12 protein-coding genes are annotated in these 12,587 nt (G+C 43.3%); 3 read left to right on the forward strand and 9 right to left on the reverse strand.

The annotated features are described in order from the left end of the window. Positions 1-8: 8 nt before the first annotated feature. From ACN6KS_RS19135 to ACN6KS_RS19150, 4 genes are all read right to left on the reverse strand, one after another. A complete protein-coding gene (locus tag ACN6KS_RS19135) occupies positions 9-929 on the reverse strand; it encodes a helix-turn-helix domain-containing protein (protein WP_440962422.1) in 921 nt (306 codons plus the stop codon). 27 nt (positions 930-956) lie between these two features. After that, positions 957-1,961, reverse strand: a complete 1,005-nt coding sequence (locus ACN6KS_RS19140) for a Gfo/Idh/MocA family protein (protein WP_440960272.1) — start codon at positions 1,959-1,961, stop codon at positions 957-959. A gap of 192 nt (positions 1,962-2,153) precedes the next feature. Further along, a complete protein-coding gene (locus tag ACN6KS_RS19145; protein ID WP_094869278.1) occupies positions 2,154-3,197 on the reverse strand; it encodes an NAD(P)/FAD-dependent oxidoreductase in 1,044 nt (347 codons plus the stop codon). After that, a complete protein-coding gene (locus ACN6KS_RS19150; protein WP_179281542.1) occupies positions 3,194-4,204 on the reverse strand; it encodes an ABC transporter substrate-binding protein in 1,011 nt (336 codons plus the stop codon). Before ACN6KS_RS19150 ends, ACN6KS_RS19145 begins: the two co-directional genes overlap by 4 nt. 211 nt (positions 4,205-4,415) lie before the next feature. Between ACN6KS_RS19150 and ACN6KS_RS19155 the strand changes: the two genes are divergently transcribed. Further along, positions 4,416-5,999, forward strand: a complete 1,584-nt coding sequence (locus ACN6KS_RS19155; RefSeq protein ID WP_094869276.1) for a helix-turn-helix domain-containing protein — start codon at positions 4,416-4,418, stop codon at positions 5,997-5,999. A gap of 185 nt (positions 6,000-6,184) precedes the next feature. On the opposite strand, the gene ACN6KS_RS19160 is transcribed toward ACN6KS_RS19155, so the two are convergent. After that, complete coding sequence (locus ACN6KS_RS19160; RefSeq protein ID WP_440960273.1) at positions 6,185-6,805, reverse strand: GNAT family N-acetyltransferase; 621 nt, start codon at positions 6,803-6,805, stop codon at positions 6,185-6,187. An 86-nt stretch (positions 6,806-6,891) separates the two neighbouring features. Here ACN6KS_RS19160 and ACN6KS_RS19165 point away from each other — a divergent pair, with 86 nt between their 5' ends. Then, positions 6,892-7,473, forward strand: coding sequence for a LysE family translocator (locus ACN6KS_RS19165; protein ID WP_440960274.1), 582 nt, complete (start codon positions 6,892-6,894; stop codon positions 7,471-7,473). Between the two features lie 18 nt (positions 7,474-7,491). Further along, on the forward strand, positions 7,492-8,265 hold the full coding sequence (locus tag ACN6KS_RS19170; protein ID WP_440960275.1) for an AraC family transcriptional regulator: 774 nt from the start codon (positions 7,492-7,494) through the stop codon (positions 8,263-8,265). Between the two features lie 27 nt (positions 8,266-8,292). Here ACN6KS_RS19170 and nagA read toward each other — a convergent pair whose 3' ends face one another. The 4 genes from nagA to ACN6KS_RS19190 form a co-directional block, all read right to left on the reverse strand. Then, entirely contained in the window at positions 8,293-9,435 is a 1,143-nt protein-coding gene (gene nagA / locus ACN6KS_RS19175) for an N-acetylglucosamine-6-phosphate deacetylase (RefSeq protein WP_440960276.1), read from the reverse strand. Between the two features lie 23 nt (positions 9,436-9,458). Further along, positions 9,459-10,247 carry a DeoR/GlpR family DNA-binding transcription regulator gene (locus tag ACN6KS_RS19180; RefSeq protein WP_280786482.1) on the reverse strand — a complete coding sequence of 263 codons (789 nt, stop codon included), beginning with the start codon at positions 10,245-10,247 and terminating at the stop codon, positions 9,459-9,461. A 163-nt stretch (positions 10,248-10,410) separates the two neighbouring features. After that, positions 10,411-10,890: a DinB family protein gene (locus ACN6KS_RS19185; protein ID WP_440960277.1), complete on the reverse strand. Its 480-nt coding sequence runs from the start codon at positions 10,888-10,890 to the stop codon at positions 10,411-10,413. Between the two features lie 38 nt (positions 10,891-10,928). Further along, the gene (locus ACN6KS_RS19190; RefSeq protein WP_440960278.1) at positions 10,929-12,395 is read right to left on the reverse strand and encodes a protein adenylyltransferase SelO; all 1,467 of its coding nucleotides are present in this window, start codon (positions 12,393-12,395) and stop codon (positions 10,929-10,931) included. Positions 12,396-12,587: the final 192 nt, after the last annotated feature.

The following is a 12,587-nucleotide window of genomic DNA, read 5'->3' on the forward strand; positions in this document are numbered from 1 at the left end:
CCTCACTTCTAATTAGTTTGTTTTGTATTTCGATAAGTTGCTGGAGTCATGCCTAAACGCTTGCGAAATACGATATGCAAATACGTTGCATTCGTAAATCCTTCGGATTGAGCGATTTGTTCGATCGGATAATTGCTTTCTTCAAGCTTACGGCAGACCGCTTTCAACCGGATATCCTCAAGCGCCCTACTGAAAGATTGTTCGGCGTTAACTTGTTTAAACACTCGCTGCAGCTGCCTTGAACTAATATTCAGCTTTTCAGCAACATTCTCCAAGGTAACGGCTCCTGAATAATTAGCTTCCATATACTGAATGGCATATTGGTACCGATAAGTTGACATATCTCTAACAGGCGCTTCTGTTCGAATTCCACCAGCATCATACGCTCTTACTGCCTTTAATAAAATGCTAATTACGAGATGTTTAATGGAAGTATAATATCCCGTTAATTTACCTTCACAAGCTTCATAGGCTTCAAGAAAACATTTCATAGCACTGTGATAATCTTGTGCTGGAACTAGCGGTAACTGCTTTAGCTTCTGAACACAGGTCTCAGCCTCCGCAACCTCCCAAGGATCTACGTCCTCTCTGATCTTCTCTTTGATGTCCACATGTAGACACAGTTCTTCCATGGATTCTTCTGGATCCGCCTCTTGGCGATGCATGACACCCGGTCCGGTTAAATAGAGCATTCCCTCCGACAAAAGATATTGCAGATCGCCAAGAATAACTTCTCCCTTTCCTCGTGGAATAAAATGAAACTCGAACTCAGAATGATTATGGAAATCTATGACTCTTCCCGGCGGAAAAGAGATCAAATGAAATCTAAGAACTGTAATCTCGTAATGTCCCCATTGGATTGAAATATCCAATCTCTCGAGCATATCATGTTTCTCAAACATCATCTCATAGGGAAAGTTACTCAATATAACATCCTCCTGACAGGTGGAGACCGGTTAAGCGTCTAGATCTGCTAACCGAACCATACGAGCTTCTTTAGCAGAACGATTCGCCGCTTCTATTAATCTCGTAAGCTCCACAGCAATTTGAACATTCTCGGTGGCGAAAGTATCCTTTTGGATATGATTAACCCACTGATGGAATGCGCTTTCACGATTAGCATGTAGCGCTACTTCTTTCCATCCTTCCTCTATGTCAGCGGATTTGTTACTTCTAAGGAGAAGCTTATCCTCTGGTGTTCCGTAAAGAAGAGTTCCTTCGGTTCCATGTACCTCGATGGTAAACGGCGAATGACTATTCACGAAACCAGCCTCGACCACACCAATTGCTCCTGAATTCGTAAATAATGTTACCACTGCATTATCTTCTACTTCCTTGCCCGTGACATAACCAAAATTAGCACTTACACCGGTCACCTCTTGACCTAAGAAAAGCTTCGTCAAATACATAGGATGACAGCCCAGATCAATCAAAGCTCCGCCACCACATTGTTCCAAGCTATAGAAATGATCGGGAAGCCAGTTTTCTGTAGCCCCATTATGGGATAAGCGTACTCTAACGTAGGTGATCTCTCCGAGCAGTTCTTGACTTAGAACTTCTTGAATCGTTAACGCGTATCCATCATTTAGACGTGGCAAGGATACGGTCAGCTTCACCTCGTTCTCTTCCACTGCGCTTATGATCTCTTCAACTTCTTTATGTGTAGGGGCAATTACTTTTTCCGTAAAAATATGTTTGCCCGCTTTAGCCGCAGCAACAATTACATCTCTATGCACATTGGTAGGCGCATCCACTATGACAGCATCTATATCCTCTTGCGCAAGTAGGTCCTCCAGTGAATCGAAAAAAGGAACATTTAAGCTTTCGGCAGCTTTTTTCCCACGCTCTGCATCTTCATCCCAAACCGCAGCCAATACTGTATCCTCATGTTCTTGAGCTTGCTTCGTATAGTCCCAAGCATGTACATGCCAATAGCTAATCTTACCAATTCTTATCGTCATTTGCTTGTGCCTCCTGTATATATGTTATTCTGACATCTACTAATAAAATATCACATAACAAAGCCCTTTATTAGTAGGGAAATGCGACATTTAATATATAATATTACGACACAAAAGTAATTAAGTTATAAATGAGCAAAAAGGACCACCCCATTCGGGCAGCCCTGTCTGCATGCAAGTTCATCAGCTATTTTATTCCTCTTCCTCCACAACGCCTAGCGCACGGTTCTTCTCTTTGAAACGGTCGTTATGGGACGAGACGTAGGCCATGTAAGGGGCTTCCGGTTCCATGTACTTCTTCGCACTATTTAACGCTAAAATACCGCTGGTGAAAGTACCCGCAATCAGCTCCACCTTGCTCGGATAAGTAACGAAATCACCCGCCGCGTAGATACCCGGAATGTTGGTAACCATTTGGTCGTCTACCTGCATGTTCCATTCATTCATATTAAGCCCCCAATTACGGATCGAACCGTAATCGCACCTCATCCCGTGACTGACGACCACCGCATCGACCTCAAGCTTCTGTTGCTCGCCTGTAACAGTATGAGCTACGGTGACAGTGTCTATAGTTGTACCATCCTGGCTATGAAGCGCTTCTACCGTAAAGGGGGTAAGGATCGTCACGGAAGACTGTTTCATTTGGCTTACAGTCCTTTCGTGTCCTCCGAATTCACCGCGTCGATGGACTATCGTCACGCTGGCCGCAATCGGTTCCAGCTCAACAGCCCAATCCACCGCGGCATCACCGCCGCCAGAGATCAATACCCGCTTGCCGCGAAAGCCGTCCAGCTGCTGCACCGTATAATGCAGATTGGTCACTTCGAAACGATCTGCTCCCTCGATCTCCAGCTTTGCCGGCTTGCGAGCGCCATAACCGATGGCCAGAATAACCGTCCGAGTGAGATGCTGCTCACCAGCATCTGTCGTCAGCAGAAAATTCCCATCCTCCTGCCGCTCACAATGCTGGATACGCTGGCCGAGCACAATCATCGGCTCAAAGGTTTGTGCTTGCTGAACCAACTGGTCGATCAGCTTTTCCCCGCGGACAGGGGTGATCCCTCCAACATCCCAAATCATTTTCTCCGGGTAGGTCAGTATGCGTCCACCCAATTCGTCCTGAGTTTCTATGAGCTTGGTTTTCAGTTCTCTCATGCCACTGTAAAAGGCCGTGTACAATCCCGTAGGGCCGCCGCCAATAATCGTAACATCGAATAATTCCAGAGAATGGCTCATGACTGCTCTCCCAACATAACTGGAAGCTGCTTAATTAGCGCTTCTCTCGCGAGCGGATCTGTTGTAATGCCCAGCCCCCCGTTTACAAAATAAACTTTCCCCGCTTTTACGGCCGGCAAATCTCTCCAGATCGGCTCGTTGATCATTCGCTTAACCTCATCAAGCTCAGGACCGTCAAAATAAACAATAAAGATTCGGTCTCCTGCTATATTCGGAAGCACTTCAGCAGATATGTCCGAGTATCCGTAGTTCTCTGGATCATCAATCAGCTCTTGGATACCTGCTGTCGGTTTGAATCCTTTCTCATGATAGACAAACGTTGGCAAATAGCTGGTCGTATACACGCTAAGTCTATTTTGACCTAGCATATATTGAAAGACAGAAGCCGTCTCACCGCTCTGAATGGTGCCCTTCTGCAGCAGAGAATCCCACATTTCATTAATGTCAGCCTCATGCTTCGCTAGAAATTCATCCGCCTCTTTCTCAAAGCCTAGCCAATCGCCAATCCTCTTCACACGTACAGGCATTGGATCCCACTCATTCGTCTGAATAACTGGCGCAACTTTTCTCATAACTTCAAGCTGCTGCGCATCCGTCATCGAGGTAATAATTAGATCAGGCTCCAGCTCAATCAACTTCTCCGGGCTCGGCGGCCAGCCCACATCGGCAACGTCTTTCACTTCATCCCTGTACACGGCATATTGAAGCCCATCCTGAATCAGTCCAATAGGTTGAACGCCAAATAGCAAAATATCCCCGACTGTGTTATCTGTATAAATAATCCGCTTGGGCGAACTTGGAATCTCCACCTGTTTATCGTAAGCATCCATCACAAACTTGGTTGCTGATATATTTTCTTGTCCGCTTCCTTGGTTAGTTGCAGCCGCCCTTGTATTTGTCGATTTTGCTTCGCTGCCTCCGCCGTTGCTGCCACACGCACTTAATGCCATTGCGATACAAAGTACAGTTAGACCTTTCCGTATATTCTTGCTTTGAATTACCATCATTGTCTCCGCCCATCTCTCTGTTTTATTGATAATCATTATCAACTATAGCCAGTATAGTTTTTGCCCTTAACTCCGACAAGGATAGGATGGGACGTTATTTTATACTTTTGGGCTGCTTAATAACTAGAAGGAATCGATTGATATCTATGTAGCTTTGCTGTATGATTCCTTTAATTGATAACGATTCTCAACTAAGCTTGGAGGTTTTCACTTGGACAGGAACGGTTTAGAGGTTACAAAGCCGGTACATACCCTTTATTTTGAATTGCACCATTTACAACATGTTGTTACTTCCCCATCAAGTGGAATCCCCCCGCAACCGTTGACCTCATATACCTTGTTAGTCACAGAGGAAGGTGAGGGTACGCTAGGGTGGAATGATGAAGAGTATACGTTAAAGGCCGGAAGCTGCTGGCTATTTAATCCTGGATCGATTATCGACATGAGCATATTTCACGGTCAGGGCAGCTTGTTTTGGTTGCTCAACTTTTCTATCCTAGGCAACACAGCCAGACCCGTCGCAACCTATTTGCAAGTCGGTGAATGCCGTATTTCCTCTACTAAAGTTCCGCTGCGCATCGTCAGGGAAATCAGCAAATATCAGAATGATAAGTCTGCTGCACGGCAAATGGACAATCACACGAGATTCCAAAAGTTGATGCGAATCATGATAGAGAGCACGGAAGATCAGCCTGCTTCCGAAACAACACGTCAATCTGTACTAGCTATTATTGAACAGCTCAAAGAGCACTTTACCGAGGAGATATCCGTAGAGGAGCTTGCTGCGCGAGCCCAAATCAGCAAACGCAGATTCACCCACTGGTTTAAGCAAATTACTGGAAAACATGTTTTGGAGTACATCACGGCATTGCGGATGGAATCAGCAAAACAGCTCTTATTAAAAGGCGAGCGCCTGCAAGAGATCTCCGTCAAGGTTGGCTATCGGGATGAATTTTATTTTAACCGCCGCTTTAAGCAGACGGAGGGCCTAACTCCCGGACAATTTGTCCGCAACTATGAGAACAAACCAGCTCATATTTGTGCACTAACCTGCCTTGGGCATTTACTCGCACTTGGCATCCGGCCCATCGCAGCCGCAAAGAATTTAACCAACAGACCCTACTTGCGAAACCTTAGTCTGGATATTCACCGTATAAACAATATTCCTTATCAACTGGAAGAGATCGCCGAGTTAAATCCGGAATATATACTTGTATCAAACGAACAGGAATGTGAAGAGCTGTCATCCGTTGCCTCTACGATGATCTTCTCCCAAAACGACCATAAACCAATGACTTTACTGGCAATGCTTGGCGAAGCTTTTAATAAACAGAGGATCGCGCAGCAGCTAATTTTGCAATATGAACAGAAAGCTGAGCGTCACAGAACCGAATTACGAGGATTCATATCCAAAGAAGAAACGGTTTCTGTTATCGAAATACGCACCGATTCCATTTATGTGTTTGGCAACTTCTGGTGTCGTGGAGCTTATAATTTATATGATGGCCTGGGCATGACAGCCCCTCCCATTATTGAGCAAGAGATGCTAAACCGTGAGGCTTATCGCCTGATTACTGAGGAGCAACTTTCGCTATACGCAGGCGACCGATTATTTGTGAGCATTCTTGATCCGGTTCGATTCAGAACGCTGGAGAAGACATTCATCTGGAAGCAGTTAAAGGCTGTACAAAATAATCGTGTTTATTCCATAGACCCAGAGCATTTCGCTGTCAGCGACCCCATCTCCATGTACAGCCAAATGGACGTGCAGATGAAGCTACTGCTTGCTCGCTAGTTTGAAAGCAATCTGGCTAAAGATTCTCTTTACTCTATCAAACGAAACCAAGATCACGCTTAAAAAAGCCAGCTATCATAGCTGGCCAAATCATAAAAGCAGCATTTGCTGGCATCATAACTACCATTCTCTTGCCAGCAGCTGTTTCGGGAATGATGCAAGGAAGGCACTTTGTCTTTTTTATTTCACAATTTACTGGAAGCGAATTTACTCATTGAAGGCTTATAGGTTAAACATTTCTTACAAGTCTCTTTTTCTAAATGATCACTCACATTACACAACCAAACCATATGATCGGAGTCGGGTCCCCAATAATCTTTTATAACCTTATAAGGCTCCCTAAATTTACGCTGCCACTTGATTTGTGCGCGTTTATAGCCACTGTCCAAACAAAATTGCTCGATCCCATGTTCGTGTAGAAATATCATCATTTGCTTAATTAATGCCGAACCAATCCCTTGTCCCTGATAGCTTGGCAACACGTATAAACTACCCAATTCTCCCAAATGATCCAACTGATGTTCTGCACAGATTTGAATAGTCTCACCACATGGACCATAGGAAATTGTACCCACAACCTTCCCATTGATTTTAGCGATAAAGAAATAAGTATCCGTGTTTGCCTGTTCCAGTGAAGATAGCGCCTTTTGCTTTTTATGATCGGTTTCACTTTGTATGTCCTCTTGTAAGTGACCTAATCCCTCTTTGTTAAAGGCATCTGATATTGATTCTTCAAAAACCCGACATGTAGATACATAATCACCCTCAGTGAGTGTACTAATAGTTAGATGCTTCGTCTTATTCATTATGTTGATCTCCTCTGCAATAATGTACTATAAACAATCAAGGTAGGAGGTTTATATTCATAAGACAACTTTTACTGGAGGTCATCATGAATATAATTTCCTTTCTTCTCTATTGCATTGTAGTTACATGTTCACCTGGTCCTGCCAATATTGTTATTCTTTCTTCCGTGCAACATTCAGGGGCTAAGAAAACCATGCGGTATGTATACGGGGCTACGATGGCTTTTGGGCTATTGCTTATCCTTTCTACCATAATGAATCGTGTTCTGGTAGAGATCATCCCAAATATTCTGATCATTATGCAAGTCATTGGGAGTATATATATGCTCTACCTAGCTTACAAAATCTATAAGATGGGATCAATGGAAGACAAGCCTAATCCAAATGCCAATTTTCGCTCGGGTTTACTTATGCAGCTTGTGAATCCTAAAGTGCTCTTATTTACTTTAACAGTCATTCCCAGCTATGTAATGCCATTCTATACTTCTTCTCTTACCTTATTTATGTTTGTTATAATTATAACTGTGATCGGATTTTTTGCTTTTACGACATGGGTTGTATTCGGGGCAATCTTCAGCGCATTTCTGCAAAATCATCAAAAAGTTCTAAATACTCTGATGGCATTATTTTTAGTATACTCTGCCATTATGATATCGGGAATCTTATAAGTCTTGGAGGTTAAGAGCGTGGAGAGTTTCAACTATAAAAAGTCAGCAGATATCCTAACATTGTCAGCTAGCATGAGTGATTTCACTTATAAAAAACATTCCCATGAAGAATACGCAATTGGTGTCACCTTACGTGGCATTCAGCAATATAACCTTGAGGGTAGCTTGCAATCCTCTCATAAAAATGGCGTAATGCTATTTAATCGAGAGCAAACGCATGACGGCAATTCATATGATAAAGCAGGTATTGATTATGTCATGCTATATATCAAGCCAACCTTGATACAAGAGATCCTAGGAAAAAAAGAACTCCGCTTCTCCTCTCCCATCCTATATGATGACAAATTGGCACAGTGCATATTAGCGCTAAGTCATGCCATCCAGAATGGTAAAGAGGAGTCCTTATGCAGTGAGCTGTTGTTAAACCTGGTTCATGTTGTATCTAATACTGAACTAGTTACAGAGCACAGGATTAATAATAAATTTGTCAAAAAAGCAAAGGAAATGATGTACTGCAGTTTAGAACATGTATTGAAACTAGATGATCTCTGTAAAGAGTTTGGACTTTCCAAATATCAATTTATCCGAGAGTTTAAGACACATACTGGAATATCACCTTATCAATTTTTCTTAAATTGCAAGGTAGAGCATGCCAAGCAATCCATTGAGAAAACTAAGGATATTTATGCCGCTGTAGTAGAGTGTGGATTTGTGGATTTAACTCATTTGAACCGGCATTTTAAAAGCGTGTTTGGCATAACCGCACATGAATACAGGTTACAGCTGCATTGAGCAGAAGTAACCTGTATTCATCATGATTTATAAAATTTTACCATCTACTATTGTCCAGCACACTTTAAATTCATCATCCAAGAGGACCAGATCAGCATCAAAACCAGATGTTATTGTCCCCTTTTGTTGAAGTCCAAGAATATTGGCCGGCGTAGTTGAAGCCATCTTTACGGCGTCTAACAATGGAATCCCAGTTTCGACAGTATAACGTAAAGCTTCATTCATAGTCACTGTGCTTGAAGCTAGCGTTCCATCCTTCAGTCTTGCTACCCCCTCGGATACTGTAACATGATGGCCTCCGAACATATAATCCCCATCACCTAATCCCATAGCTTGCAGTGCATCTGTAATCAAGACCATTCCTTCTGGTCCTTTCAAGGTATACATTAATCGAATAATTGCAGGGTGCAGATGGACGTTGTCCACAATCGCCTGAAGACTTACATGCTTCTCTTCAAAAGCAGCCACAATTACCCCTGGATCCCGATGATGGATAGGCCGCATGCCATTAAAACAATGCGTAACATGACTTGCCCCCGACGCAAAGGCTTGTTTAGCTTCTTCATATGTGGCATCCGAATGAGCGATGGCTATAACTACACCCTTTTCTTTCAAAAAGGAAATGAGCTCCATCCCTCCCGGCAGCTCCGGAGCAATTGTAACCATCTTAATGAGTGAACCCGCTTCTTCAAAAATCAGGTTCATTTCCTCTAAGTTGGGGTGGCGTAGATATTTTTCGTTCTGCATTCCTTTTCGCTTCGGATTCAAGTAAGGTCCTTCTAAATGAATACCTGCGATCTTTGCGCCCACTTCATGTCCAATCACACGCTTGACACTACGAATCATTTCTAAAAGATCTTCTAGCGTAGAACTCACTGATGTAGCCAAAAATGAGGTACAGCCAGATGAGGCACAAGCACTTGAGACCTCTTGAATACTCTTTTCCGTACCGTCCATCATATCGAAGCCATTGGCGCCATGAATATGAACATCTATCATCCCGGGTACTAACAAATGTCCACCACCATCGATCCGTTCATGTTGTCCCTCTGGAATCGAAAGATCCTCTGTATCTATCTTTATGATTTTCCCTTCAGAAATCCACACATTAGCCGCTGGGACAATACGATTCTGAAGCGCCACTTGTACATTTTGCAGAATATAAGACATAAATATCCTCCTCTGTTTCGTTATCAGTCTTGCTCTCGAGCCTCTTCAGTTTCTTCTGGACATTCAATCACTGTGATGTTCATCTGATCTAGAATTTCTCTGATCTCACTTGGGAGTTCCCGATCGGTAATTAGAATGTCAACGAACTCAAAGTCTAGACGGAAAAATGATTTGCCAATAAATTTGGTGTGATCAGCCACTAAGATGACTTGTTCTGATCTTCGGGCCATTTCTCTCTTCACCCGTACATCTTCTTCATATGGATAGTAGAGCCCATCAGCACAGATCGCGGATGCTCCAATAAAGGCTTTATCAGCACGGATTTCACTAAGTTTATCGATAATAGAAGGGCCATATAACAAGCGATTTTTCACATTCAAGTAACCACCAAGAACATAAATTTGCAGATCCTCCCGTTTGGACAAGATCCCTACATTATCAATCGAGTGCGTGACCACCGTAATATCCTTCGCGCTGATCTGTTCTGCTACAAACTGCACGGTGGTAGATACATCTAAAATCACAGTCTCATGATCTTGGATAAGCTGCGCCGCAGCCTTTCCTATCCTCTGTTTACTCTCAGATTCATCGATCAAACGATCCTGATAAGATAACAATTCTTTTTGTAACTCAGGTAACGATACCCCTCCATGCGTTCGGATCACAACACCTTCTTGTACTAATCTAACAATATCCCTACGTGCGGTATCTCTGGATACATCAAATTGCGTACAGATCTCTTGAACACTCATCGATTGGTGTTGTTTCAAATATTCGAGTATTTTTAACAGTCTCTCCTCTTGAAACATCATGTATGCACCTCCTAAAGTCATCATAAGTTATTAAGTAAGTATTTACAAGTATTTAATATGTAACTATAAGTATTTATAAGTATTTTCACACAACTTATCTTCATTGATATTCGCAAAAAAAGACGTTAGCCAGATGAATGTACATCTGTTAACGTCCTTCAATTCATTTCATAGTGCGATTCCAACTCTTTTGAATCTTTCGAATAAAAACGATTTGCCCCACGTGATATGCGTTATGTGTTGTCACATTGCCCATTATTTCCCACCACTGACTGCCTTGGAATTCTTGAACATCGGCATCTAATTGTTCCTTTGTAATCAGTTCCTGCCAACGTAATAGAACTTCTAAGAGTTGTTGCTGAAGCTCTTGGAACGTTACTCCTTTTGCAACGACAAAGGTATTATTGTTATCCACTGAAGGAACCGCATGGATACTCTTTTCTTTATACCTTGTTTGCCAAGTTTCATTCCAGTAGAGCAGATGCTGCACTATCTCAGTAATACTGTTGCTTTCTTCCGTTACTTTCCAAAAAGCTTCTTCTTCGCTTAAGTCATTTATGGCTACCTCAAAGGGCACATACCAACTTGGATCATTCGCATTAGCTAGCAACTGGTTAGCCAGAACATCATATGCATGAAACATTCTTACTTCACCTCATTATTTAGATCATTATCAGCAAATCAGGTACCGCAGAAGGTTCGATATGGACGTGCTGATTCCTTAGGTAGTGCCGAGTATTCATCCTGTTCAGGGGAATAAGCGTAAGGATTGGAAAGAGCTTTAAGCAATCGCTCCATCACACTGTAATCTTCCTGTTGCACTGCCGCTTGGAGTGCTTCTTCTACCCTGTGGTTCCGCGGAATGATCGCAGGATTACTATTGCGCATTAGCTGCAGCGAAACCTCTTTCGATTGCTGCTGTCTGCTAAGTCTAGCCTGCCATAACTCCTGCCACTTCGTAAATTCCGCTGCACCAAACAGAGCGGTTTCTTCCAGCTTTTCTAATGTTAGGGCACGGAAGGTATTGGTATAGTCCGCCCGATACTGCTGCATCAAATCCAGCAAATCTTCAATTAGCGCTACATCCTCTACCTCTTCGTTGAAGATTCCGAGCTTCGCCCTCATACCTGTGAGCCAATGATGGTAAGAACGCTCTTTAAAATCTGCAATTTCCTCTTCAGCGAGCCGAATCGCCTGTTCCTGATCATCAGCCAGCAATGGCAGGAGAGTCTCCGCGAATCTCGCGAGATTCCAAGAGGCAATGCCCGGTTGATTGCCATAGGCATAACGACCCTGCTGGTCAATGGAACTGAATACCGTTTCTGGATGATACACATCCATGAAGGCGCAAGGACCATAATCAATCGTTTCTCCGCTAAGCGCCATGTTGTCGGTGTTCATCACTCCGTGAATAAATCCTACCAGCTGCCACTTGGCAATCAATTCAGCCTGACGTCCAATCACTTCCCGAAGCAGGAAAAGATAACGATTCTCCTTAGAATCAGCTTCCGGATAATGTCTTTGTAATGTATAATCTGCCAGAGTACGGAGATCCTCAACAGTACCCCACGCTGCAACATATTGGAAGGTACCCACCCGTAGATGACTTGCAGCAACCCGGGTCAGAATAGCACCAGGCTGCTCTGTTTCTCGAATGATCGTTTCTCCAGTAGTTACCACTGCCAAGCTGCGAGTGGTGGGAATACCCAAGCTATGCATGGCTTCGCTAATGATATATTCACGCAGCATCGGTCCGAGTCCGGCTCGGCCATCGCCACCACGAGAATAGGGTGTTCTTCCCGCACCCTTAAGCTGAATGTCTACGCGGTCACCTTGGGGTGTGATCTGCTCACCAAGAAGCGCAGCTCGGCCGTCACCTAACATGGTAAAATGTCCGAATTGATGTCCAGCATACGCTTGAGCAAGCGACACAGTACCTTCAGGGACTTCATTCCCTGCAAGATACTGAACACCATCCTTACTATGTAGTGCTGTACTATTCAGCCCTAAGGTAGCAGCCAATGGTTCATTTAAAATAACTAACTCCGGCTTACGCACAGGAGTTGGTTTAATCCTTGTAAACATGGATTCCGGCAGATGAGCATAACTGTTCTCAAAGTTCCATCCTATATCTATCTTCTCCGTCATAATATCTCCTTTTTATACCATCAGTTTATGCCTTTATGATCTCAGAATAAGTTATGTTAAAATTTAATGCAAATCTTCGCAATGACAAATACCCTTACTGAATAGATAAAAAGACCGTCCAGTCTCCTGCCATTCATGTAGGGAACCGGACGGTCTAATATTATGATGTTCTAACCTGTTATGACCTTAAAG

The sequence above is a fragment of the Paenibacillus nitricinens genome (assembly GCF_052056485.1).
Classification (GTDB): domain Bacteria; phylum Bacillota; class Bacilli; order Paenibacillales; family Paenibacillaceae; genus Paenibacillus_AQ; species Paenibacillus_AQ nitricinens.

What these genes read in the sequence shown, in the direction of transcription:
- ACN6KS_RS19140 (WP_440960272.1), bottom strand. Translation starts at nt 1,961, where the DNA reads ATGACGATAAGAATTGGTAAGATTAGCTATTGGCATGTACATGCTTGG.
- nagA (WP_440960276.1), bottom strand. Translation starts at nt 9,435, where the DNA reads ATGTCTTATATTCTGCAAAATGTACAAGTGGCGCTTCAGAATCGTATT.
- ACN6KS_RS19180 (WP_280786482.1), bottom strand. Translation starts at nt 10,247, where the DNA reads ATGATGTTTCAAGAGGAGAGACTGTTAAAAATACTCGAATATTTGAAA.
- ACN6KS_RS19145 (WP_094869278.1), bottom strand. Translation starts at nt 3,197, where the DNA reads ATGAGCCATTCTCTGGAATTATTCGATGTTACGATTATTGGCGGCGGC.
- ACN6KS_RS19190 (WP_440960278.1), bottom strand. Translation starts at nt 12,395, where the DNA reads ATGACGGAGAAGATAGATATAGGATGGAACTTTGAGAACAGTTATGCT.
- ACN6KS_RS19150 (WP_179281542.1), bottom strand. Translation starts at nt 4,204, where the DNA reads ATGATGGTAATTCAAAGCAAGAATATACGGAAAGGTCTAACTGTACTT.
- ACN6KS_RS19165 (WP_440960274.1), top strand. Translation starts at nt 6,892, where the DNA reads ATGAATATAATTTCCTTTCTTCTCTATTGCATTGTAGTTACATGTTCA.
- ACN6KS_RS19160 (WP_440960273.1), bottom strand. Translation starts at nt 6,805, where the DNA reads ATGAATAAGACGAAGCATCTAACTATTAGTACACTCACTGAGGGTGAT.
- ACN6KS_RS19185 (WP_440960277.1), bottom strand. Translation starts at nt 10,890, where the DNA reads ATGTTTCATGCATATGATGTTCTGGCTAACCAGTTGCTAGCTAATGCG.